The sequence below is a fragment of the Helicobacter sp. TUL genome (assembly GCF_002287135.1).
In the GTDB taxonomy this organism is placed as follows: Bacteria; Campylobacterota; Campylobacteria; order Campylobacterales; family Helicobacteraceae; genus Helicobacter_F.
The window spans coordinates 39,260-64,591 of the sequence record NZ_NESU01000002.1 but is presented as its reverse complement, the minus strand read 5'-3'; the positions used below and the strand labels follow the sequence as shown (position 1 = coordinate 64,591).

General features: G+C 38.4%; 24 protein-coding genes and 1 pseudogene. 6 read left to right on the top strand and 19 right to left on the bottom strand.

All coding sequences use genetic code 11. The features are described from left to right. Positions 1–2: 2 nt before the first annotated feature. From B9T66_RS01405 to B9T66_RS01395, 3 genes are read right to left on the bottom strand one after another with little or no spacing between them, the layout of a single operon-like run. Complete coding sequence (locus tag B9T66_RS01405) at positions 3–422, bottom strand: CoA-binding protein (RefSeq protein ID WP_095627210.1); 420 nt, start codon at positions 420–422, stop codon at positions 3–5. Further along, complete coding sequence (locus tag B9T66_RS01400) at positions 419–1,357, bottom strand: DMT family transporter (RefSeq protein WP_095627209.1); 939 nt, start codon at positions 1,355–1,357, stop codon at positions 419–421. The genes B9T66_RS01405 and B9T66_RS01400 overlap by 4 nt, the downstream gene beginning before the upstream one ends. A 4-nt stretch (positions 1,358–1,361) precedes the next feature. Then, positions 1,362–2,087 (bottom strand): hypothetical protein, encoded by a 726-nt coding sequence (locus B9T66_RS01395; RefSeq protein WP_095627208.1) that lies wholly within the window; start codon positions 2,085–2,087, stop codon positions 1,362–1,364. A gap of 145 nt (positions 2,088–2,232) precedes the next feature. Between B9T66_RS01395 and dnaE the strand changes: the two genes are divergently transcribed. Then, positions 2,233–5,910, top strand: a complete 3,678-nt coding sequence (gene dnaE / locus B9T66_RS01390) for a DNA polymerase III subunit alpha (RefSeq protein WP_095627207.1) — start codon at positions 2,233–2,235, stop codon at positions 5,908–5,910. Positions 5,911–5,981: 71 nt separating this feature from the next. Here the strand turns inward: dnaE and B9T66_RS01385 are convergent, their stop codons facing one another. Continuing rightward, entirely contained in the window at positions 5,982–7,571 is a 1,590-nt protein-coding gene (locus B9T66_RS01385) for an anaerobic C4-dicarboxylate transporter (RefSeq protein WP_095627206.1), read from the bottom strand. 112 nt (positions 7,572–7,683) lie between these two features. Here B9T66_RS01385 and B9T66_RS01380 point away from each other — a divergent pair, with 112 nt between their 5' ends. Continuing rightward, positions 7,684–7,995, top strand: coding sequence for a hypothetical protein (locus B9T66_RS01380; RefSeq protein ID WP_143429080.1), 312 nt, complete (start codon positions 7,684–7,686; stop codon positions 7,993–7,995). 17 nt (positions 7,996–8,012) lie between these two features. Here the strand turns inward: B9T66_RS01380 and B9T66_RS01375 are convergent, their stop codons facing one another. Continuing rightward, entirely contained in the window at positions 8,013–8,336 is a 324-nt protein-coding gene (locus B9T66_RS01375; RefSeq protein WP_095627204.1) for a hypothetical protein, read from the bottom strand. A gap of 164 nt (positions 8,337–8,500) precedes the next feature. Between B9T66_RS01375 and fliW the strand changes: the two genes are divergently transcribed. The 4 genes from fliW to B9T66_RS01355 are packed head-to-tail and all read left to right on the top strand — an operon-like array spanning position 8,501 to position 10,538. Beyond that, a complete protein-coding gene (gene fliW / locus B9T66_RS01370) occupies positions 8,501–8,920 on the top strand; it encodes a flagellar assembly protein FliW (protein ID WP_095627203.1) in 420 nt (139 codons plus the stop codon). Continuing rightward, complete coding sequence (gene proC / locus B9T66_RS01365; protein ID WP_257874563.1) at positions 8,881–9,762, top strand: pyrroline-5-carboxylate reductase; 882 nt, start codon at positions 8,881–8,883, stop codon at positions 9,760–9,762. Before fliW ends, proC begins: the two co-directional genes overlap by 40 nt. A 36-nt stretch (positions 9,763–9,798) precedes the next feature. After that, positions 9,799–10,206 (top strand): DMT family transporter, encoded by a 408-nt coding sequence (locus B9T66_RS01360; RefSeq protein WP_095627201.1) that lies wholly within the window; start codon positions 9,799–9,801, stop codon positions 10,204–10,206. A 17-nt stretch (positions 10,207–10,223) separates the two neighbouring features. Further along, positions 10,224–10,538, top strand: a complete 315-nt coding sequence (locus B9T66_RS01355; protein ID WP_095627345.1) for a DMT family transporter — start codon at positions 10,224–10,226, stop codon at positions 10,536–10,538. A gap of 9 nt (positions 10,539–10,547) precedes the next feature. Here B9T66_RS01355 and B9T66_RS01350 read toward each other — a convergent pair whose 3' ends face one another. The 14 genes and pseudogenes from B9T66_RS01350 to flhF form a co-directional block, all read right to left on the bottom strand. Continuing rightward, the gene (locus tag B9T66_RS01350; protein ID WP_095627200.1) at positions 10,548–10,964 is read right to left on the bottom strand and encodes a fluoride efflux transporter FluC; all 417 of its coding nucleotides are present in this window, start codon (positions 10,962–10,964) and stop codon (positions 10,548–10,550) included. 140 nt (positions 10,965–11,104) lie between these two features. Further along, positions 11,105–11,272 (bottom strand): annotated as a pseudogene (locus tag B9T66_RS09315) (restriction endonuclease subunit S); the annotation flags it as partial. 327 nt (positions 11,273–11,599) lie between these two features. After that, a complete protein-coding gene (locus tag B9T66_RS01340) occupies positions 11,600–14,137 on the bottom strand; it encodes an AAA domain-containing protein (RefSeq protein ID WP_095627198.1) in 2,538 nt (845 codons plus the stop codon). Between the two features lie 65 nt (positions 14,138–14,202). Continuing rightward, complete coding sequence (gene ilvD / locus B9T66_RS01335) at positions 14,203–15,921, bottom strand: dihydroxy-acid dehydratase (RefSeq protein ID WP_095627197.1); 1,719 nt, start codon at positions 15,919–15,921, stop codon at positions 14,203–14,205. A gap of 61 nt (positions 15,922–15,982) precedes the next feature. Then, positions 15,983–16,861, bottom strand: a complete 879-nt coding sequence (locus B9T66_RS01330; protein ID WP_095627196.1) for a phosphate/phosphite/phosphonate ABC transporter substrate-binding protein — start codon at positions 16,859–16,861, stop codon at positions 15,983–15,985. A gap of 9 nt (positions 16,862–16,870) precedes the next feature. Then, positions 16,871–17,995 carry an acyl-CoA dehydrogenase family protein gene (locus tag B9T66_RS01325; RefSeq protein ID WP_095627195.1) on the bottom strand — a complete coding sequence of 375 codons (1,125 nt, stop codon included), beginning with the start codon at positions 17,993–17,995 and terminating at the stop codon, positions 16,871–16,873. Between the two features lie 114 nt (positions 17,996–18,109). Further along, positions 18,110–19,306 (bottom strand): ferritin-like domain-containing protein, encoded by a 1,197-nt coding sequence (locus tag B9T66_RS01320; RefSeq protein WP_095627194.1) that lies wholly within the window; start codon positions 19,304–19,306, stop codon positions 18,110–18,112. Positions 19,307–19,461: 155 nt separating this feature from the next. Further along, on the bottom strand, positions 19,462–19,968 hold the full coding sequence (locus tag B9T66_RS01315) for a pyridoxamine 5'-phosphate oxidase family protein (RefSeq protein WP_095627193.1): 507 nt from the start codon (positions 19,966–19,968) through the stop codon (positions 19,462–19,464). Between the two features lie 61 nt (positions 19,969–20,029). Next, positions 20,030–20,851 carry a flagellar motor switch protein FliY gene (fliY, locus tag B9T66_RS01310; protein WP_095627192.1) on the bottom strand — a complete coding sequence of 274 codons (822 nt, stop codon included), beginning with the start codon at positions 20,849–20,851 and terminating at the stop codon, positions 20,030–20,032. A gap of 8 nt (positions 20,852–20,859) precedes the next feature. Then, the gene (fliM, locus tag B9T66_RS01305; protein WP_095627191.1) at positions 20,860–21,924 is read right to left on the bottom strand and encodes a flagellar motor switch protein FliM; all 1,065 of its coding nucleotides are present in this window, start codon (positions 21,922–21,924) and stop codon (positions 20,860–20,862) included. Beyond that, the gene (locus B9T66_RS01300; RefSeq protein WP_095627190.1) at positions 21,917–22,618 is read right to left on the bottom strand and encodes an RNA polymerase sigma factor FliA; all 702 of its coding nucleotides are present in this window, start codon (positions 22,616–22,618) and stop codon (positions 21,917–21,919) included. Before B9T66_RS01300 ends, fliM begins: the two co-directional genes overlap by 8 nt. A 33-nt stretch (positions 22,619–22,651) precedes the next feature. Continuing rightward, on the bottom strand, positions 22,652–22,981 hold the full coding sequence (locus B9T66_RS01295) for a hypothetical protein (RefSeq protein ID WP_095627189.1): 330 nt from the start codon (positions 22,979–22,981) through the stop codon (positions 22,652–22,654). Positions 22,982–22,991: 10 nt separating this feature from the next. Beyond that, positions 22,992–23,879: a MinD/ParA family protein gene (locus tag B9T66_RS01290; RefSeq protein WP_095627188.1), complete on the bottom strand. Its 888-nt coding sequence runs from the start codon at positions 23,877–23,879 to the stop codon at positions 22,992–22,994. Positions 23,880–23,887: 8 nt separating this feature from the next. Next, positions 23,888–25,327: a flagellar biosynthesis protein FlhF gene (flhF, locus tag B9T66_RS01285; protein WP_095627187.1), complete on the bottom strand. Its 1,440-nt coding sequence runs from the start codon at positions 25,325–25,327 to the stop codon at positions 23,888–23,890. Between the last annotated feature and the right edge of the window lie 5 nt (positions 25,328–25,332).

Below are 25,332 nucleotides of genomic sequence, written 5' to 3'. Positions count from 1 at the left end.
AATTACAACCTAGCATATTCGATTTTTATGCATTTATCCTGCACATTTGGGATATGAGCATCACCAAGGCGGCGTGCCACCTCATCGCTGCGTATGCCTAATTGCATCCAAAATGCCCCAACGCTCCCGTGTGGTAACAACAATATCTCTTCTGCAAGTTCCTCACAAGCCCTTGCATTACGAAAAGCTACAACAATATCAAAATGCTTTTTATCTTGCACCGCTTCGCTTAGGCTACGATACACTTTCTCCCCCAAAATTGTGTCCTCTTTTGGATAAATGGGTGTAATATCAAAATTGTGTTCTTGTAAATATTGTGCTACTTGAAAACTATCTTTTTGTGAATCTGGACTTAATCCACATATGGCTATGCTTTTTGCATTCTTAAGCAATGAAGCTATATCTTGAGTGCTAAGATTCATATCCTTTCTCCTTTAATACTTCTAAGATCTTTTAAAAGGTTTGGTAAGCCAATGATAATACCAGAAAGAATCACAAGCACCATACCAAGTGCCACGCTTATATGTGGCAGTGCATCACCAAGCATAATACCAAAAATAAGCCCAAACACAACGCGTGTATAATCAATGGGCGCAACGATACCAGCTGGTGCCAACATATAGGCTTTTGTCAAAAAATACTGCCCAAATGTCCCAAAAATCCCCATAATTAATACAATAATCCATTCACTTGGGCTAGGATTGCTCCATACTGCACTCCAAGAATGCTCCAAAAATGCTTGTGTAACCAAAATCCCTAAACTAACGACACTCATTGTAATCCCAAATACCAATACCACGACATTATCATCAAAATATCCCTTAAGATTGCGTAGGCTGATAAAAGCAAGTGCCATCATGAATCCACCAATGATCCCCACGATAATATTTAATACAGGAATTGAATTAAAATGAGGATCGCAAATAAGCACAATGCCACCAAAACCAAGTAAAGTCGCAAACAAAACCACAAACCCTACACGCTCTCTAAGAAAAATCATAGACAACAATACAACATAAATAGGCATTGTTTGTGAAAAAGTCGAAGCCACACCAAGTGAAATGTGCGTAATATTATAAAAAAGCGCAAGCATACTCAACCCACCAAAAAGCGAGCGCAAAAATAACAGCCACCAACCGCCTTGCTTTGTCTTCTTTTTTGGTGGTTTAAATGCAAAAAATACGAGCAATAACACCACCATAATAATAGATCGAAAAAAGATACTCTCAACAGCACTCATTGCAGGAGCCAAAATCTTGACACACGCATTCATCATTGCAAAAAAAAGTGCGGAAATAAACATATTGATGATACCAAGGCTAATGTGCGAATAATGTGCTACATGTAAGCGTTTCATAATACTAGATTTTTCCCTTTATATTATGTGTTGTGCGAGAAATTTCCCTTCCATCACGATAGATAATAGTGTATTCAAGCACACCACTTGGCGTATATAGCTTAGATTCTCCATTGGCTAAATCATTGGCATAATTGCCTCTCTCACGCAAAGCCCCATGTCGATAATACCACAGCGACTCTCCATTGGCATCACCATTGACAAAAAACATTTGTGTGCGAACCTGTCCATTATCATAATACCATTTTGTCCAACCATCTTGTTTGCCGTCTTTGAAGCTAATCTCCCACGCAAGAGTGCCATTATTATGATAAAGTCGCACTATGCCTGTATAGTTATAATCCACAGATTCTCCATCGCTGGGTTGCGCGACAAGGTCTTTGTAGTCAAATTTTAATCCTTGTGAATCCTTGGGTTTTTGCTCTTGGGTTGTAGTGCTATCTTGGGTGCCAATAGCATTTTGTGCTTGTGAATCTTGTGTATAAGGAGTGGGCTTTGGCGGTGTTGATTGCACATCTCTTTTGGTCTTTGGAGACTTTGTGTCATTTTTTTGTGTTGCATTATGAGAAGTTTGTGAATTATGTGAATTTGCATTAGGTTTTTGTGAATCTGTGCGCGAGACTTGCGTGCTACTTTCAAGCGCAGAATTTTGGGATATACAACTTTGCAAGCATAGCCCTATGCACAACAAGCCAACATATCCTAAAGTCCCTAAAAAACTTGATTTCAATAAAAGTCCTTATCCCTAAGCGTTCCATAAATGATATGCATAAATCGTAAAATCGTGCAAAGATTTTATCGGCTTTAAATAAATATCCCACTATAATACAAAGATTACATAATCTATCCAAAAACCTCTCTGGTAAAGGATTACTATGAGTTTTACGCACTTGCATTTGCATACAGAGTTCTCCCTTTTAGATGGGCTAAATAAAATCAAAAATCTTGCAAAGCAGATTCGCCAACAAGGTATGACTTCTGTTGCAATTACCGATCATGGCAATATGTTTGGGGCATTAGAATTTTATGTCGCAATGAAAGAAGAGGGTATAAATCCTATCATCGGTTTAGAAGCCTATATCCACAATGGCGATGAACTTAATGATAAAAATATCAAACAACGCTTTCATCTTTGCCTTTTTGCCAAAAATGAAGTTGGATACAAAAACCTTATGTATCTTAGCTCCCAATCTTTTATTAATGGATTTTATTACTATCCAAGAATCAACAAAAAACTACTGCGTGAGAGAAGCGAGGGGCTAATCTGTAGTTCAGCGTGTTTGCAAGGCGAAATAAATTGGCATCTTAATACAAAAAATGAACGCAATGTGCGTTTTGGTGCAAAAGGCTATGAAGTTGCAAAAGACATCGCGCTTGAATACAAAGATATTTTTGGGGAAGATTTCTACCTAGAAATTATGCGTCATGGAATTGGCGATCAATACTTCATCGATGAGCAGATTCTAAGACTTGGCAAAGAGCTTGGCATTAAGGTTATTGCGACAAACGACACGCACTATACTTTCCAAGAGGACGCAGATTCACAAAATATCGCCTTTCGTGTGCTTATGGGAGATTCTAAAGGTCTCAAACATATCGTCAAGGAATTTTATATCAAATCTCCAGAACAAATGCAACAACTCTTTTTGGATATTCCTGAAGTGTTGGAAAATACACAAGAGATTGCCCAAAAATGCCAACTAAACATTAGCCTAAAAAATAAAGAAATAAAAAACAAGCATACGGGTGAAATTATCCTACACAATACCCCAGCCACTCCTCCGACATTTAAAAACACACAAGAATATGCCAAAAACGAAGGGTTAGAAGACATCTTAGGTATGCCATTAGAATCTATCACAGATTCTGTGTATTTTGCTTACAAATGTCGTGAGGGCTTAGCCAAACGCCTCCAAAATGTGCCACAATCTGAGCATGATCGCTACAAAGAGCGGCTAGAGCGTGAGATAGATATTATTACTAATATGAAATTTCCGGGCTATATGCTTATCGTGTGGGATTTTGTCAATTTTGCCAAAACTAATGGAATCCCTGTCGGACCGGGAAGAGGTTCGGCGGCAGGAAGCCTTGTGGCTTATAGTCTTGCTATCACCAATATCGATCCTATCAAATATGATTTGCTTTTTGAGCGATTCTTAAATCCTGAACGCATAAGTATGCCCGATATTGATATGGACTTTTGTCAGCGTCGCCGTGGTGAAATGATCGAATATGTCACGCGTGTGTATGGCAAATACAATGTTGCACAAGTGATCACCTTTGGTTCGCTTTTGGCAAAAGGTGTGATACGCGATGTAGGGCGTGTGCTAGAAATGCCATATTCTGAAGCCGACGCGTTTGCCAAGCTTATTCCAAATGAATTAGGTATAACACTTACCAAACACACAGGCAAAGATGGCAAAGAAAAAGAGGGCGCGTGGGAAAAAGAACCAAAAATCCGCGAACTTGTGCAAACAAATCCCAAAGCAAAAGAAGTGTGGGATCGTGCCTTAGCACTTGAGGGCTTAAAGCGCAATGCCGGTATCCACGCTGCGGCTATTGTCATAGATTCTTCTCAAGAGCTTTGGCACAAAGTCCCGCTATACGCCAATGACAAAACAAAAGGTGTCGTTACGCAATACTCTATGGATTGGCTTGAGCCTGTGGATCTTATCAAGTTTGACTTTTTGGGCTTAAAAACTCTTACTATGATCGATGATGCACTCAAGCTCATAAAAAAGCGCTATGGCAAAGATATAGACTTTTCTACTATGCCTATGGAAGATCCTGCGGTCTTTGAAACAATCCAAAGTGGCAACACGCTTGGATTATTCCAAATAGAATCTGAGGGTATGCAAAACCTAAGCAAGAAGTTAAAACCTAGCACCTTTGAGGACATAATCGCGATGCTTGCGCTCTATCGACCTGGTCCTATGGAATCTGGTATGCTTGATGACTTTATCAAGCGCAAACACGGACAAGCACCTATAACATATGCTTTTGACATACTTGAGCCAATTTTGAAACCTACCTATGGAATCATCGTTTATCAAGAGCAAGTCATGCAAATTGTCCAAGCAGTGGGTGGATTCTCACTTGGCGGTGCGGATTTGGTGCGACGCGCAATGGGAAAAAAGAAAGTCGATGAAATGCTACGCCTCAAAAAAGAGTTTGCCGATGGTGCGCACAACAATGGTTTAGATAGGCAAAAAGCCGAGGATTTATGGGAGCTTATTGTCAAATTTGCAGGATATGGATTTAATAAATCTCACTCCGCAGCTTATGCGATGATTACCTACCAAACCGCCTATCTCAAAACATATTATCAACATGAATTTATGGCTGCAATGCTTACAAGCGAGACAAGCAAAGTAGAATCTGTAGCAAAATACATCAATGAAGTAAAAGCACTCAACCTTGAAGTATTGCCACCACACGTAAATTATTCCGAAAATGATTTTGGCGTAAGTGAAATTAATGGTGTGAAAAAAATTGTCTTTGGGCTTAGTGCTATCAAGGGATTGGGTGATGCACCTATTGAGGATATTATCAACGAACGAGAAAAGAATGGTGAGTTTAAAGACTTGGCTGATTTCATTAGGCGCGTGGATTTTTCCAAACTTACCAAAAGATCGCTTGAGCCCCTCATAAAAAGTGGAAGCTTGGATAATCTAGGATTCTCACGCAAAAGTATGTTTGAAAATGTCGAAAATATTTGCGAAATAGGACGGCAAAAAGACAAAGGCAATGCGCAATTTGGCACCAACTCACTCTTTGCTGAAGAAGATTTTGACACTACGAGCATAAATCTTCACATACACAATACCCCAGAATATAACTCCAATACGCTTTTGCAATATGAGTTTGAATGCCTTGGAATCTACATTGGCGGACATCCACTAGATAGATTTAAACCACAAATAGACACACTTAAGGGTGTGAGTATGATGGCAGATATTGAGGAGCTTGAAATCGGTAGCCAATGTATGCTTGTGGGGAAAATTATTGAAATCAAACGCAAGATTAGCAAAAAAGGTAAGCCCTATGGTATCGTGGGATTGCTAGATTTTGGTGGCAGCTCAAGCTTTACTATTTTTGAAAAACATTTGCTAAAACTCGAGGAGTTACAAACTATAAACTCTGATCCTGATGAACCATTTGTGTTTAAATGCAAGGTAGAGCAGATAAATGACGCAAAAGAGGTGCGTGTGCTAGAAATACTCACCCTAGAGGAAGCCAAAGAACAAAAAGTGCGACTAAAAAAACAAAAAGATGAGCTTGATAAAACACCTGCACCTATTCCGCTTGATCTACGCCCTCAAGTGATAGACACCTGCACACCGCTCACACTTATCGTGGATTGTGAAGATTCCCAATTAGATGACATCTCACACACATTTGCAAAGATTAAAGAATTTTCTCATACACATAAAGGTTCAAGGGAATTGCATATTCTCCTCAAAAACAAGCATAAACAATACACCTTTATAAGCGAGATCTTGGTAGATTCTACAATCAAAGAACACTTTGATACACTGCATTGGGTAGGCTAAATAAGCCAATCACAAATAATATTACGCTAAATCATAGGAGTTATGCAAATAACCCCTATGATACCGCATTATTACAGATACCCTGCAACCATTGCAAGCACATAACCTGCACAACAAGAAGAAAACACCCCTATAAGACCGGGTAAAATAAAGCTATGATTTATCACAAATCGCCCAATTCTTGTCGTCCCTGATCTATCAAACTGAATTGTCGCAAGATCGCTTGGATATGTTGGCAAGATATAATAGCCATAGCACGCTGCGGCAAAAGCTACGATGATACCTGGCTCCACACCAATATTAAGTGCCAATGGCACAAATGCCGCTATAGCTGCGGCTTGAGAATTCACAAATTTTGAAATAAGAAGTAACATCAACGCGTATGTCCAAGGGTAATCTTTTACTACATCGCCAAGCACGGCTTTCATCATTGGAGTATGCACCTCAAACATCGTATCTGCCATCCAAGAGATTCCAAACACTGCCACAAGAGCAATCATGCCCGATCGGAAAATCTCATTTGAGCCTATTTTTTTAACATCTGTATTCGTAAAAATAATAATCAGTGCACCCGCCAACAACATAAAGGCTTGAATCACATTGACCATTGAAATATAGTCATAACTTGGATTGCCTAACTTATCTTTTTGTGGATTTGCTACAAGCACACCAGAATCTAATGCTTCTTTGAAATTGCTTGTTTTTTCGCCATCTTGAGTAGTCTTGCTTGTTTGATCAAGTCCAAGTGTCTTAAGATCAATTGTGCCTTTATTATCACCACTAGGAACCCAAGAAATTGTGCTATCTTGTGAGATTGTATATGTATAACTCATCTTTTGTCCCCAATTTGGCTTAAGCGCATCAAATACACCAATAAGTGCAACAAGCCCTATAGCTGCCAAAAAGATCCACATCGCTACCCAATCTTTTTTTGGCAATTTGACATTAAGCAGTGTTTTTGTATCCCCATAGACATATTTTTTAAATTCTGGATCTTTGAGGTGGTTTTGGAACTCTTCATCTTTGTCAAGATCTTTGCCCCTAAACCAAGAAAAAATCCCTATACAAAGCACCCCAAAAAGTGTGCTAGGAATGGTAATTTGCAAGAGATTAATATATCCATCAAAACCTGCTAATGGATGTTTTGCATTAAGTAATAAAGCAGTAAGGCTTACAACCGCCACAGATACAGGCGAGGCAATAATCCCCATTTGCGAGGATATAGAAGAGGCTGCCATTGGTCGCTCTGGGCGTATATTGTTTTTGATAGCAATATCATAGATAATAGGCATAATTGTATACACTACATGCCCTGTCCCACAAAGAATTGTCAAAAAGCACGTTACAAAAGGCGCAAGGATTGTCAAAAATCTCGGATTTCTGCGCAAGATTCTCTCTGCAATCTGCAACATAACATCTAAACCACCACTTGCTTGCAAAGTCGCTGAAGCAACAACAACCGCAAGAATCGTAAGCATCACATCTACAGCTGGCTTACCTGGCTTAACATGAAATAGGAATATCAACATTAAAATGCCAATACCTCCTAGCAATCCTAATGCTACGCCACCCTTACGCGCACCATAAAACAGACATACAAGCACGACAACAATCTGTATAGCAAATTGCACACCCTCGCTAAGACTAGTAAAAAATTCCATACGACCCCTTTATTGATGTTTTGTGATTGCGATTATAACAAAGTCCCAAGATAAAACATATAAAACCTAAGGCTTTTGCTATAATATAAAACCCTATAAATACGGAGGCGATATGTATCTGAATTTCTCTAGGCTATGGATAATTGCTTTGCTACTTTTTGCACATCTCTATGCGTCTGAAAACGCAATAGATTATTCTCATTTGCAATATCTAGATTCCCAAGAAGATTCTTATGATGATGAATTACAACAACACCTTGAGTTATGGGAAAATTTGAAAGATGAAGATGAGGATATACTAGGCTTAGGAAAGCCCTACAAAAAATACGAATTTATACAAGACTACACCAATTATCTCTCTAAGCCACCTCTATTTTATGAACAATTTCGCAATCGCCCATATGGTCGTATGCCCACGCCATAAACCTTGTAATATGTGCCTTACTCTTGAGGGAGCGTGAATACCAATGTTACACGCAAATCCTTTGTTACCTCATAATGCAAAGGATTAAGCGCCATAATTTGGGGTGCACTGCCCTCTATCATCGCTTGACATTGCAAAAGATTCTCGTTTGTATCTAATGTTTGAATATCAAAAAGCGTTATGCTATCAGATTGTAAATCGTGTAATTCTATGCTTAGCATTTGTTTGATACTCTCTTGCACCTGTGCGTTTTCACAAGTAAAGCTTGTATCTTTACCACACCCACTCACGCCTACAATAACCCATACTATCCACACAGCGTGTAGCCAAAAACTTTTCATTTTGCACCTTGTCTTGAAATAAATCTACATGTGATCACATATTTTAATTGTAGCACTAAATTTCTACCATAGCGCCACTTGCACTTATAATAAAATCATAAGTATTTTATGCTAGAATAAAGGTTTAATTTAGTAGATCTCGAATCTTAGCGGTGGAGTTTGTTATGATTTTTGAAGTCAAATCGCCTATTTTGGGCTTTGAGCGGGTTACTCGTATGGAATTCGAAAAAATTGATGAATTATTTATGAGAGTGAGTAATCCTGATGGCGATGGCGGTGTGCCCACATTTACCCTTGTAAATCCTTTTTTATTGCGTAATTATGAATTTGAAATACCCACTGCATTAAAACTTCTTCTTGATCTTGATAATTGCAAGAATCTCCTTGTTGCTAATATAATGGTGCTCCAAAACCCTATCGAAGATTCTACGATAAATTTTCTTGCTCCACTCGTTTTTAATTTCGATAACCACACAATGGCGCAAGTCGTGCTAGATAGTATTAATTATCCGCAATATTCCATTGCTGAACCTATAAGAGTGTATTGCGACAAAAGCGAAACAAACACCCAAGCCACAAATTAACTTCCATGAGTCTTCACACACAATCCACCAAACAAGCCAAGCTCATATGTGTGGGCTATGGCAATATGGCGCGCGCTATCTTAGAGGGTATGATTAAATCTAAAGCTTTCCAAAAATATGAAATCCTCATAGTCGGACGCGATCTCTCAAAAGCTAAAAATCTTTGTGATACACTCGCACACCCACATATCAAGCCGCTTTTTGCAGATTCTCATACACCGCTAGATATACAAGATGCTGAAGTGTTGTTGTGTGTGAAACCACATGCACTAAGGGCATTTACATATATTGGGGAAGCACATATTGTCTATAGCGTAATGGCTGGAGTGCGTATTGCGACACTTGCAGAAACACTCAAGGCACAAAATATGGTGCGTATTATGCCAAATATCGGAGCACTCTATGGCAAATCCGCAAATTGTGTGTATGTGCAAAGCAATGCAGATGTGGATTCTAAAATCATAGAATCTGCGGTATATAAGCTTGTCAATAGCTTTGGGAATTGTGTAATGGTAAGCAACGAATCACTTATTGACGCTTCTATTGCCACAAGTGGTAGCACACCGGCATTTCTAGCGTTAGTAGCACAAAGTCTCATCGATAGTGGAATCTACCATGGACTAAACTATGAGCAAAGCAAAGAGCTTGTCGCACAAACTTTTGAGGCATTTGCTACACTCTTGCAACACAAAAATCCTGATGACATAAAAATTGCCGTTACATCTCCATCTGGCACGACCGCAAGGGGCTTAGCGACACTTGAAAAATGCGGAGTGCGCGGAGCGTTTATTGAGGCAGGAATTACGGCGGTTAATCGAGCAAAAGAGCTTGGCGACACATAAACACACATTCCTTTCATTTCATAAACTAGAGTATGTATGGGTTGGCTTTTAGTTATCCTTGGTGGTATTGTTGAAATATTTTGGGTAAGCGGTCTTAAATATGCCAATAGCTTTTGGCTGTATTGCCTTACATTTCTTGGGATTCTCATATCGTTTTGCCTTATGATTTTGGCAACCAAAAAACTTGAAGTAAGTGTGGCGTATGCCGTTTTTGTCGGGATTGGATCGGCTGGAATTGTCATAGCCGAAATGTTAGTTTTTGGTGAAAGCATAGATTTTGTGCAAATCATACTCATTGGCACTTTGCTTTTTGGTGTCATAGGGCTAAAACTCACAAGCAAAAGCAAAAGCGAACAGAAAATCACGCAAGATATTTCCGTAGAACTTGGTCTTGATAACCTTATGCGAGACAAAAACGCGCAAGCAAAAGAACATACATGCTAGAACATTTTTCATCTACTATATCGTGGATATGTCTTTTTTTGGCAGGGTTGGCAGAGATAGCAGGTGTCTTTAGTATGAAAAAATTTAGCGATACCAACAATAAACTTTTTTTACTTGTGATTGCTGTGCTATTTATCATAAGCTTTGGGCTTTTGAGTGTGGCAATGCGTGAGATTACGATGTCAAGTGCTTATGCAATATGGACAGGAATTGGTGCGTGTGGTGGCGTGCTTGTGGGGGTTATATTTTTTAAAGAATCTAAAACCCCAAGCAAACTCTTTTTCCTTGCACTTATTGTCGGCTCTAGCGTTGGGCTTAAACTTGTGAGTTAAAGACTCATATCAAGAACCTCTATACATCACAAATCCACAAAATGTCGCCAAAAGGCAGATTCCGACATTGCCGATGATGTTAAGCAACAATTGCCCATACAAGCCGCCTTGCAAAAGCAATACATTGGCATACGAAAAAGTAGAAAATGTCGTAAATGCCCCTAAAAACCCTATGCCAAAAAAATGTGTCCAAATATCTTTGGATAATAGCTTTAAATCTCCGCTTTGGACATACGCAAACAAAAGCCCAAGAGCAAAAGAGCCAACAACATTGACAAAAAATGTCGCAATAAGTGAAGAAACTTGTGTCCCAAAAGCATAGCCAAACATATGAGTAAGCTTAGAAATTATCTCATAAACAAAAAATCGCAACACCGCACCCAAAAAGCCACCCAAACCTACTAACACAATCATATAAAAATTCATTTTGATGTAACTCCATTTGCTATCGCAGATTCTACTTTGGCTTTAGCCTCTTGTAGTAATTTAGAGGACACTTCTTTTAATTCAAAACTTTTTTTGATCGGTTGCAAATACCAAGAATTAAATCTCATATTATCACCCAAATATTCAACTTGATTTAATTGTATAGTCTCCATAGTATCAAAATATTCTTTCTTGAAAAACTCAGAATCTATTCTTTTACTCTCATTATTCTTTTGCACTTCACTAAGTTTTAATACGCTCACTTCTAAATGCGGATATTTCTCTTGTAGGGATTGATTGGGGCTCACAATTCACTCCTTTTATAAATTTTTAAGCAAAGACCATGAAACTTTGCTATAATGTCATTTCTTTCTAGGTGGCACTTGCCACCACCTTTATTTCTCTGCATAATATACCAAGTCCTTATGAAAACGTATAAGCAAATCATTAAGAAAGTCTTTTATGTTATCTAGGTGAATAGCAATATAAATATCTTATATTTATTGGTGATTTCAATATAATTATTTTCATCCTTGATGTAATCTAGCTTATCTCTATGTGATCTCTCGCTTCTTGTGGGAGGGATTTTAGCCAAAAAATCAAAAATATAAACACAACACAAAAAATCCCAAAGGCTATATTACTCCCTCTCTTTTCTCCATAATCTCACTCAAAATAGCCTCTATACGCCCCCTCTCATCACTCCCATTTGTGCGTAATCGGAGTAGGGGTATATGACATTTTTGTAAAATAGCATCTTTTAATGCATCATTTTTGAATTGTGGCGTAGCTGCATTATGGAAAGCAAAGCCATCAACCTCTATGGCACAAACTGGAATCTTGTTCATAATATTATAAATAACAAAATCAATATGCGTGAGAGGATTATATGCGTATTGTTTTTGTTTCTCATCTAAAACACTGCTATCTCCAATAACCCTAGAAAGTGGAATATGCGAAACAACATCTAATGCAGAATAAGACTTAAGGCATTCTTGTATTGCATAAAAAGCGAGATTTTCAGAATCAAATTGTGATATTTTCTTTTTATTTTTAAGATATAGCAGGCGTGCTTGATGGTTTGCCTTATACAGCAAGTCAAATATTGATTTTACTTCACTTTGCACAACTTCACCATTATGATATTGTATGTATTTGATAAAATCACTTATATTATTATTGCTTGTGGCTATATTATGAGACACAACGATTCTTAACGCACTCTTTGCCCTGCTTACTGCCACATTAAGCATGTTTTCATTATCAATAAAATCCCCAATAACATTATTCACCATGGTAAGTATGATAGCTTCCTTCTCCCTACCTTGATATTTATGCACAGTATCAATTTGTAATTCCACAATGTCTTTTTGCAAATGCTCTTTTTGCGTTTTATAAGGAGAGATGATTCCAATTTCATCTTTATCAAAACACTCTTGCAGTGGCGGCAAAATCTCCGTTTTTATCACATCAATTTCTCGTTGATTATAATGCCCTCTAGCATGATTGCCCTTTTGGGTAATATAAACCTTAAGCACATCCTTAAGTTTGGATTCTTCTTGGCTAAGTATAATAAGCTCATTATTATAAAATTTTTTATTACAAAAACCTATAATCTTTGGGTGACAACGATAGTGCTCCCTTAACAATACACGAAAGCCTGAATCTACAATACAATTCATAGAGCTTAAAAGGCTGTGTTTAGAATAATCATAGTATTCTGGAATATTATATTTAGCATTCTTATCTTGAATATCTTTTTGGTATTTTTGTTCAATAATATTTGGTAGCTGCTTTGTATCACCCACGATAACAGCATTTTTTGCACACAATAAGGCAAGTGCCCCACTAACAATATCTACTTGTGATGATTCATCAATAATGACATAATCAAACAATGGATTTTCTGATATTCTTCCAAGAGACGAGAGGATAGAATGGGTGGTGCTAAACACAATAGGGTATTCTTGCAAAAATTCCTTAGCATTATTTACTAAGTCATCTGATGTAAATATTTTCCTCGTGCTATTATTTTTGTATTTCCCTTGAAGATGATATTGCAAAAGCGCTAAAGAATAATCTTGTAGAGTTTTTAAGGGATTTTTAGCATTGAGCTTTTCTAAGGATTGCTGCATAGTATCAATTTTTGTTTGCAATTCCTCAATTTTATGTGTGTAGTAGAAATTTTCAAATATTTTTAGAATCTCTTGCTTGGATTTGGCATATAAATTAAAATCACCTATGCCATACCAATACATCATTTTAAGCTTTAACCATAGAGGAATTTTACTAATATATTTTGATTCCTCTAAAATTATCTTTATCATAAGGATTCTATGAGCGGTTGGTTTTTGAAATAATCGTGTTTTTAAAGATATGGTGTTTTGATATTCTTGCTTTTTAAAGTATTCATATTCTAACTTTAGAGATTCTAATATTTCTTTATTTGTAGCTATCTCATTTTGTAGTTCAAAAATTTTATGCAGATTTTGATAAGACTCATTTATATCGTGTTTCATTTTTTCGATATGCAATTCTTTAGTATCAAACTCTCCATATATTCCACTTTGTTGCTCTATAAATTGTTTTTTATTATCTTTGTTACCTAAATTTGCACAGAGATAGTCAAGCCCATATTTATTAAGTTTTTGGTAAATATTTTGTGTAGCAGCATTATTATTTGATAAGACTGCAATAGTTTTGCCACGATAGATGAGGTTTGCTATGATATTTAAGATAGTCTGTGTTTTTCCTGTGCCAGGTGGTCCCTCAATGATACTTGTTTGACTACATAATGCGTTTTTCAATGCTTTGGATTGCGACATATTTAAACCAAAAGGTGCAAGTATTGGATTAAGATTTGATTGTGTGTCATATACAAAACTAGAGAGATTCAAATAAGCAGATAATACGCAGTCTTTTGGTATATAGGCAATTTCACTATATCTTTTTTTCAAATGGTCTAACTCATTGTCCTCACTTACAATATGAGAGAGTTCTTTAAGATAGCAAAACACCTTTACATTTGTAGCTTTTGGTAGAATCTCAAAACTTGATTTTGCGTAAGTGTAGGTTTTATTATTTTTAAAAGTTACATAAAGTTTTTCATCTTTTATAAAATATTCTTGTATGTCTTTAGTTTTGTCCTCACCTTTTAACAAAACAACATTCATATCTATCCCTATCCTAAAACGCAGAATCTATAAATAAGATTCTAAAATGCCTATGGCTTAGAAATTCACAGCTCTGTTTTTAGCACCGCGCCATTTGCAGCATTGCTAACAAGCAATGAGTAACGCTTAAGCCATTTGCTTGTGATATTTTTGTTAGCCATAATTGCCTTTGCGACACCTTGTTCTTGCCATTTTGCCTTTCTAGATTCTAATTCTTTAGAATCTACAAGCAGATTTAACTCTCCCCTTGCAACAGAAATTTCTATTTCATCGCCATCTTCAATAAGTGCGATAAGCCCTCCTTCTGCTGCTTCTGGGCTTACATGTCCTATACATGCACCACGAGTTGCCCCGCTAAATCGCCCATCAGTGATAAGTGCCACGCATTCGCCTAGTCCCATTCCCATAATCAAGCTTGTAGGGCTTAGCATTTCTTGCATTCCTGGTCCTCCCTTTGGACCCTCATAACGGATAACAACTACATTTCCTGCTTTGACTTTGCCACCTGCTATGCCTTTAATCGCTTCAGCTTGGGAATTAAAACAAATCGCTTTACCCCTAAATTCTTTCATAGATTCTGCCACGGCTGCTACTTTAAGCACTGCACCTTGCTCTGCGAGATTCCCAAAGAGAATCTTTAGCCCACCAACTTGTGAATAAGCATTTTCGTTGGTATGGATAATGTGGGTATCAGTGATTTCTTTGCCCTTAATTCTTTCGCCTAAAGTCTCTCCTGTGATCGTTAGGGCGTCTAAAAATAAAGTTTGTGTATCTCGTTTGGCTACTTCATTCATCACCGCACTTACGCCACCTGCGCGATTAATATCTTCCATATGCACACTGCTAAGTGCTGGAGCAATTTTGGCGATATGAGCGACATTTTTGGCAATCTCATTGATATTTTGGAGGTTAAACTCTACCTCTGCTTCTTTAGCAATAGCAAGCATATGCAACACCGTATTTGTGCTTCCCCCCATTGCCATATCCACAACAAAGGCATTATGCACGGCTTTGTGATTGAGGATATTACGGAATCTAAACTGCTCACTCTTTTGAGAATCTAGGGCAATCTCTACTATGCGTCTTGCAGCCTTTCGCAACAATTCCTCGCGCTCTTTTGTAAGCGCTGGGATTGTTCCATTACCCATCAAAGCTACCCCCATAGCCTCACAAAGCGTATTCATAGAATTTGCCGTAAACATACCGCTACAACTTCCGCCACCAGGACAGGCGTTGCATTCTATTTCGTGCAAGCGTTTTTCATCGATTTTGCCACTTTCAAACGCACCCACTGCCTCAAAAGCAGAATTTAGATCTAGCACACTGCCATCGCTTAGCCTCCCTGCCATCATCGGTCCGCCACTTACAAAAATCGTTGGCACATTGACACGCAATGCCCCCATAAGCATACCAGGCACGATCTTATCGCAATTTGGAATACAAATCATCGCATCTAGGCTATGTGCATTCATCACCGTTTCGATACAATCAGCGATTAATTCACGACTAGGGAGGGAATACAGCATACCATTATGCCCCATAGCAATACCATCATCCACGCCAATAGTATTAAACTCAAATGGCACACCACCAGCCTTGCGGATTTCCTCCTTGATAATCTCTGCGTATTTGTTTAAGAAAAAATGTCCGGGGATAATGTCTATATAACTATTTGCCACACCAATAAAGGGCTTATTAAAATCCTCATCTTTAAGCCCTGTAGCACGCAACAAACTCCTATGCGGAGCCCTTTGATAGCCTTGTTTGATAATATCACTTCGCATCGCATTCTCCTTGTAAAAAATGCGTGTATTATAACGCAAGAGAATGCTAAATGCCCTATTCTTATAGATTATTTGTTAGCAAGTTTTGTTCTTTCATCGCCTCATAAATTGCGTCATATCCGGCAAGTTCTTGTTTGCCCACTTTTACCCACGCATTTAAGCCCTCCATTTGCATCATTTTTGTGATGAGAGGATCGTGTTTTTTGTCATTTTGGCTAAGAAGCATAGCAGAAAATTGCTCTTTAGATTCGCGATCCAAGCTAGGTAGCACACTAAAATTACAATGACAATACCCAGGTGAAGCCCAAAAACTCTCTATTGTTGGGTATTCACCTTGCGTTAAGATTCTAATCCATGTGCTTGATCCTATACTTCCTGCATCAAGCTCGCCTTTTTTGATTGCCTCTAGCACATCAAATTCACTTGTCCCTGTGTCTCCATGTTTGCCAAGATCGCTGTTGTAACGAATAAGCGCTATAGAATCTGCATTTTTACGCCCTTGTCGTGTAAATTCCGCATAAGATTCAAAAATTTCAATCTCTAAGCCAGAATCTCGTTGCAAATAATAAATACTCATAATCGCAGCTTGCGCAGAATCCAAACTCCCCACACCAAAGACTTTACCCTTTAGATCACCTAGGGTGCGGATCGAATCATTTTTGCGACTAACAAAATGTGTTTTAAAATCAATGTCGCTATCACGCATTATCAACGCCTCTGCTGTATTGTTGGTTGCATAGAGGGTGCGAATCCACGCAACATTGGTATTCCACGCTATATCAATATGCCCCCTAAGCAAAGAATCCACTTGTCGCTCATAATTGCTAAAAAGCACATAATCTAGTTTGCAGCCAAACGCATTAGTGTAATCTCTGATAATATCCCAAATTGGCACGACCTTTGGATCATAAGCCACGGCTCCTAAAAGTAATGTTTTCATATTCTCTCCTTATGCTGTAATCGCTGAACCTAGCCAGATTTTTAATACATCAAGGCTTGGCGCCATAACTTGTGAAGCAAACGCATCACGAAAATATCGCTCAAGAGCTAAATGTTTGCTATAAGCCTTTCCTCCGCCAAGTCGCATAGCAAGTGAAGCGATATCCATTACATTATGGATAACATGTATGCGACACGCAAACACTTTGGGTGCAAAATCACTTTCTTTAGCGTCAAAACTTCTTGCCGCCTCCATTGTCAAGCTTATACCACCTTGGACTTTTGTATAAATATCAGCCAAATGGATCTTAACTAACTCAATATCACTTAAGCTACCACCAGTTGTATATTTTCTCTCCTTGGTATGCCCCAAAATACAACGATAAATCGCATCACCCAAACCACTATATACTGCACCAAGCCCAGTAATAAAATACATAATCAAAGCGCCAGAATGTGTCTCTCCATCGCCATCATTTCCTAGCAAAAACTTCTCTGACACACGCACATTATTGTATTGTATTGGTTTAGAATTATTACCACGCATACCAAGCCCATTCCAAGTGCCTTGCTCTGCGACAACTCCAGAAAGCCTAGAATCTACAAGCCAAGAATTGTATGTGCCTTGTTTGTTACACGAATTTGTATATGTAAGATAAAAATCTGCATATTCTGCTGATGTTACAAAGCTTTTGCGACCATTTAGGATTCTACAATCCCCATCTTGCTTTTCTGTAATATCAGGTGCGCCAAAGTGTGTCCCAGACCCACTCTCGCTATAAGCAAGGGCAAAAAGTAACTCGCCCTTTGCTACTCTTGGCAACACATCGGCTTTTAGCTCTTTGCTCCCAAACATACTCACTGCATACACAGCGGTATTGTGCATCATATAACAAAGCGCTGTTGTCGCGCAAAAACGCCCAAGTCCATAGCAAACTTGCACATGTTCTTTTGCACCGCCGCCTAATCCTCCATATTCTTTTGGCACAAGCAAAGCAGTAAAACCCTCTTTTTTCAACGCATCAAAGCTCTCTTGTGGGAATCTTCCTTCTTCATCAGTTCTCTTGGTATAAGGGGTGATATATTTTTCCCCAAATTCTTGACATGCAGTCACAATAGTATCTAGTTGTAGCATTCTTAGCTCCTTAAATATAGAATCTTTTGTAAATCACACGGATTTCTAGGTATCATGAAGCTACCTTTTGAAAATCTTGCTCCATATAGTCAAGCAAAACTTCCAAAAAATAACCTACATAAAATTTGGTGTATGCGCCCTGCTCAAATCTCTTGCTAATTCTTCATCTATACCGCATTCTATAAGTCTTTTGGTGCGATTAGATTCCATTTTTTGTTTGAGATCTTCTACCGCCTCAAAGCCTTGTTTGATTTTGCTCACCTCATCACCCCCACCAGCAAAAATAGCCAATGATTCTAAAAGTAGCGTAGATTCGGTGCTAAATTCATCAAGATAATGTTTGCGTTTAAACACAATGTCTTTTAAAAAATTAATTTTGGCAGGGTTGTGCGTGAGGGCATTTTTGACATTATTAATCCCATAAGCGACATGTCTTTTTTCATCTTTGCGCGCTAAAGAAAGGAGTTTTTTAGTAGGCTCATCTTGTGCAAAGTCTTCTAAGAATCTAAGCAAATCAATAAAAGTCCCCTCGCCCATAATATGCAATAAAAAACTCGATGCAAAATAATCACGCTCTCTAAAAAGCGTATATAGGCTTTGTTGTGTGGCTAAAGTAGAGTATTGCAATCCAAGCCCTGTGGCTTTTGCACGCTTGATAAAGGTCTCTATATGCCTTGCTTCATCACCAATAATACTAGAAAGCAACAAAGGCACTTCGTGAAAATAAGGAGAAATTTGTGGCAAAAATTTTGAAGGCACATACAATGCAGAGAGTTCATTTTCAACCAAATATGTCATAATTTGGGCAATGCTAGATTCCATAATCGGTGAAAAGCGTGGAATCTCGCTCCAGCAAATATCGCGCGTGGCATTCCATTGCGCATTTTTAGAATCTTCATAAATTTTTGTGATATTTTCACTCCAAATAACTTCTTTGGCACTAAGAGAAAAATAATAGTTTGGACTCCCAACTTGTGGCTTACTGCCTCTTGCGCTTAAGCCAAACTCACTAGGTGCAATAGGAGCTAAATCATATGCCTTGTCACAATCTTTATGTGAAAAATCACAAAAACTTGTATTAGAGCATTTTTTGAGATAATACGCAAAGCCCATACTAAGGCTTTGTGATTCACAAAATGCTTCGCCTTTAAACTTACACCAAGCCCCAAGCTCTGCTGATAAATTGCCATAATCACTCAAAATCTCAATCACATCGCCTCTTTCCATAAGGAGCAAAGCATTTTCCAAACGCATAAAAAAGAGCTTGCCAAGCGGAATATCACCCATAATAATAGAATGTTTGTGTTGCATAGGATTCTTTTATTCTAAAATACAGCAGGATCTTTGTTGTAAGGACAAGAAGATTCTAGCTTGTTGGTCTCGCACGGAAACTTTAAATATATGGTATAAAGACAATCCTTAGATTGTGCTAAAGTTTGAAATATCTTAGAAATATAGGATCATCATTATGCCTTATGTGGTGGGTGACCTTTGCCACCAATGTGTGTAATCTCTCCACGCTCATCTATGTCATACGCTTGTCCAAATCCCTTAACAAAACGCCCTTTTTGCAAATGTAATTTGAGGAGATGAAAGTCTTGCATACCGCGCACTACACAAACACCACCATCTTTTCCTACACGAGATTCAAAGCTATCATATACCGCATCAAAAAACGCATCTCTTGGCAAAAACTCTACATGCACATCATATGTTAACCTCGTGCGCGCTAAAAGTATATTTGCCTTACTCTCATCTTCTATAAACATCACTTGGGCAGATTTTGGGTGCATTTGGAGATTGCTAAAATGTTTGGCTACCTCGCTAATATAAAGATAATACCCACCCTCATAACGCAACAAGGGTGAATAACTAAGACAAGGCATAGAATCTTGTGAAAGCGTAGCAAGCACAACAGAATTAAAACTATCTCTAAAACCTTCTATTTCCTTAAGTATCGCATGATTTTCCATTTTCTGCTCTCCTAATATGTGCTTTCATCTTGTATTGTGCTTTCACGCAAATATTTGTAACTTATCCGCGTAATTGCTCCAAACGCTCACGCCTAGAACCTATATCAGTGATTTGAATCCCAAAGTTTCCATCCACAATCACCACTTCCCCACGCGCTATGACTTTATCATCAACAAGAATTTCTAGCGGATCGTTGGCGAGTTGATTAAGCTCAATAACACTTCCTATATCCATAGAAATAACATCTTTAAGGAGCATTCTCTTTTGCCCAATGCGCACCTTGACATTAAGGCGCACATCTAAAATCATATTGATATTTTTAAATTCGGTGGCTGAAAGTGCGTGTGCCTCTGGGGTATGTGCCTCTGTAGCTTGGGGTTTAGACTCAAAAAGCTCTACAAAAGATTCTGAAGCAAGTAGCACAAAATCCGCATTTAAAGAATCTAGCGTAAAATGAAAGATATATGCTTTTTGGAATCTACTTAAATCAATGCTTTGCTCTACAAAATCTATTTGTGTGCATGTAAAACTTAGCTTTGGTAAATCTTTTTGTGATCCTAGATTTGTGGCTATGGCGCCAAAAACATTAGAAACAATCTCTTTAATCGCATCAAGATCATCGCTACTTAGATCTTCCTTGCTCTCGCCATCGCCTCCCAACATCATATCAGCCAACGCACTACCCATAGCCGATGGGATCACCACTGCAAGCTCGCCACTGCCATCACCACCAACTTGAATATATGCTATGCCATATTTTGCAGGAAGCATATCAAGACTTACATTATTATCGCTTGTGTGCTCTACACTTGCATTCCGCCCCATTAATCCTTCAATAGTAGCGATTGTCTCGGTGATAACTAAATCAAGAAACTGCTTCATACGATCTCCTATTCGCTTTCTTCTTCTTCAAGATCAATAACTTTATTTTTACGCTGTGCTTCAAGCATTTCAAGCACTTCTTTGACATAATCTTTTTCTGTTTTGATAACTTCTTTGATACAAATTGTTTTGCGATAGCGTTGCAAACCTATGGTGGCAATATACTTTTCTCTCCCATCTATACACACACGCACGGTATCATCTGCGACAGAATCAAGGCGCACAATATCCCCTACCTGCAAATCCAAAACTTCTCGCAATGTCAAGTCTGTCTCACCAATAAATGCCGAAACAATAACATTTGCTCCAGCGACAAGTGCTTGAAGTTCTTTGTTACGAGATTTTTTGGAGCTTGTATCACTCAACATTAAATCTCGTGTCGCTAGGCGAGAAAGCACGGTTTCAAGGGCAATCACAGGGTAACAAATATTCATCATACCACTAGAATGCCCAATAATAATCTCCATAACCACCATAATCACAATCTCATTTTGTGCCACAATTTGCACAACATTTGGACTAGATTCTTTAGCATCAATGCTTGGAAAAATATCAGTAATCGAAGACCACGCTTCTTTGAGGTTTTGCATCATTTGGCGCAAGATTGTATCAAGCAAATTTAGCTCTATGTCGCTAAATTCTCGCGCATTCTCATATGGATCACCCTTGCCACCCAAGAGCCTATCAATCATAGGAAATGCGATACTAGGATTTATCTCTAGCACACCGCTTCCCTCTAAGGGCTTCATAGAAAAGACGTTAAAGCTTGTAGGGCTTGGCAAACTCATCAAGAATTCCCCATAAGTCATTTGATCCACACTATGGAGCTGAATCTCCACAATCGATCGCATAACCGCAGAAATCTGTGAAGAAAGGGAGCGCGCCATTTTGTCATGAATACTCTTAAATGCTCTAAGTTGCTCCTTACTAACACGATTTGGACGTTTAAAGTCATAAAGTGTTACTTGCTTTTGGTGGAGGACATCTTCTTTTTCTAAACTCTCGGCATCTCCGCCATCATCGACAACCTCTAAGAGCGCGTCTATCTCTTCTTGACTTAGAATATCAGCCATTAGTTTCTCCTAGCGCAAGGCGTATCTTTTTAATAACTTCTTTTGCTATTTGTGAAATGCGAGATTCTGTAATGCCCAAAACTTCACTAATTTCCTTGAGGCTTAATTCTTCAAAATAATACAGCTGGATAATCATTTGTTCTCTTTGGCTTAAATCTCTCAAGATTTTAGAGATAATTTCGATGAGCTCTTCTTGTTGCAAGTCCTCTAAAATATTATCCCCAACAATCGCATTATATTGCTCATCAATTGGCACAAGCGCATAAATATCACTCGCTACACGCGCTTCTTTGATTTTTGCTACCTCTTCATTAAGCACCTTAGCAAGATATTCATCGCTTGGTTCTTCTTGGTATTGGTTAAAATATTTAGAAACCTCAAGATCTATGCTTTTTACAAGTTTTCTATTGGATCGCGATAGCACATCAAGAGATCGCAGATAATCCAACATAGCGCCATTGACACGCGTTTTTGCAAAACCCCAAAATGAATCATTAATCGAGCTATCATAGCGTCTAGCAAGTTTAACAAGCTCTTCTGCACCTATGGATACCAAATCCATTACATCAATCGAGCTTGGCAAGCGTTCTTTTAGGCGAAACGCCATAGCCTTAACTGCCGGAAGATATTGCGTAGCAAGTTCATCTTGTGCGTATTTGAGATTCTGATTATAGGCATTTGTTTGCTTTGGCATACTTGCTACCTTTTGTCTTTATGTGTATATTCTTTAGGCATTAGCACCTTCTTCTTCTTGATCAGATTCTATACTTTTCAAAAACGCACGAATCTTTGCCACCTCGCGCTCCCTTTTATCAAATTCTAGGCGATAATATTCCAAGTTTTGTTCTAGCTTGTCTTTTTTAACGCTTGATCTACTAAAATCCAAAAACCAAAAATACAACGCGATAGATACGGCTATGATGAGGTAGATTCCAATGGTGGTGATGATTGTCCAAATTACTATAAATGCCGGATCTTCAAACTTTACAATAGAAAAAGCAAGTCCTATGAAAAATCCTGAAACAATGCCAAAGCTCATATAATTATCTGGCTTCATCACTCCCTACCTACAAATACCCCAACATTCTTTTGAAAAAAGAGCCTAATGCGCTTTGAGATTGTAAAAGCATATTTTGTTCCACAGAAAAAAGTTTTGATTCTAAAGCAAAAATTTGTTTTAAAATCTCATCAAGCTGAATCTTTGCTGGTGAGAGAGGTTGGACTTTGTAAAATAATTCCCTAGCTCGTGTGGCTTGAGCAATGACATTGCTTTGTGCCAAAAACCCCAAATAATGCAAATGCAATGAAGGAATCTTTTCAAATGCTACATTTCGTATGCGTTCATACACTGCCTTTGCTTCCTTAGCGTTTTGTGCCATATTGATAATAAGCGCGATGTCATTTTTACTTTTGGCATTAAGCTTGATGGTGGCATATGCATCAGTAAGCGCGGAGGGATCACGCATAGTTACCACAATAAGCATATCACTAGCATCTAAAAACTGCTGTGTTACACCGCCTATCCCAGCACCTGTATCAATAATCATATATTCTACAGAATCTAAAATATTGCTTTCTTCCAAAAAGCGCTCTAAAACTCCGGTATTTATGTATTTTAAAATTTCATCACCACTATCACCGGGAATAAGATACAATCCATTTTCAATCGTATGCACCACTTCATTAAACGAGACTTCTCCACGCAACGCATGTAAGATATTGTAGGGCGTTTTTACTCCAAAAATCAAATCAAGATTTGCTAAGCCTATGTCGGCATCAAAAATGGCAACTTTTTTGCCACTTTTCCATAACGCATACGCAAGATTGGCACTTATGCTAGATTTTCCTACGCCACCCTTACCACTAGTAACCGCAATAAAACGCGTCGTGCTGTATTGCACCTTGGAACGCGATCGGACAAGATCTTGTAGGGCACTAGCTTGATGAGTGGGCATACCAAATCCTAAAAGCTCTGCTTTTCTTGAGGTTTTCTAAACCCCTCTAACAAACAATCCACAAGATAATCATTTGTTGCCACAAGCAAGTCATTTGGCACACTTTGTCCTATAGAAAGATAACTTACAGGTTTTTTGGTCTCATAAATAAGCGAAAACATATTGCCAAAATTCCTGCTCTCATCAAGTTTGCTAAAAATCAAAGTATCAAGCTCTAAGCTTCCGCTAAATGCATTGTATGTATCACGCAAATCCTCGTATTTGGCATTAAGTGCAAGGACAAGGGAAACATCAATTTTGTAGTCATTATTGATATAATTTTTTAGTGTTTCAAGCTTTTGTTTGTCGTGCTGGGAATGTCCGGCAGTATCGATAAGAATATAATCACAATGCCTTAGTGAATCTATGGCTTTACCAAACTCATCTGGCTCTACCACCGTATCAATACTTAGGCGCATCATACGTGCATATGCCATTAACTGATCAACTGCGGCAAGTCGATATGTATCAAGTGTGATAATACCCACCTTATGTCGCTTTTCCATCATCAAAGAATACCGCGCCGCAAGCTTAGCCAATGTCGTAGTCTTACCCACGCCTGTAGGACCAACAAACATCATAATGCGTTTTTGCCCTACCTGTAGATTCTCGCTACGACAATAAATCATCTTGCGCAATACTTCACGAAAATACCGCTTGATTGTCGTGGAATTCTCTCGCATTCTTAGAGGCATTAATTCAAGGCTTAGGCGCATAATCATATCTAAATGCTCTTTATTCATACCACTACCTTTAGCGATTCTATAAATCTCTGCAAACTCTTGAGGTATCTGTAGCCCTTCTGGTGCGCGCTCTTCCCAAAACATATTTTGGATAATTTTCATCTTATCATTAATCTTATCAAGCTCTTGGCGAATCTCTTTAAGCTCACCGCGCTCAAGCTGGGCTTGATTGATACGAACGCGTTGCATATCCTCAATTTTAGAATCCACATCTTTTGGTGTGGGCGTTTGGGCGACATCTTTATAAGGATTGGCATTTGTGAGATTACTAACAACTTTTTTGGGTGTCTGTGGTGGGGTGCTTGGGAGCTTTGTAGGGACATTGGCAATCTCTGAAATCTCACGCACCGCATCACTTAATTGCAAACTCACCTCATCAAGCCCCTTATCTTTTTCCTCACGCTTTTTGGCAAGTTGTCTTTGCGCAATTTCCTCTAACCTTTGTTGCACACTATTTTGCACGATATTTTGTGAATCTGTTGTATTTTGAGTGGCTACATCCTCATCAACCATCACCGTCATTTCATACAAACCCGCTTGATTGAGCGTTTTTTTGCGCACTTCTTTTGTCTCGACGACTTGAGCATCTTCTCCAAAACTATCTCGCGCCTTTTTCATTGCTTCTGCGGGAGTTTCCCCCATAAAAGTATGCAATTTTTTTGCCATAACAC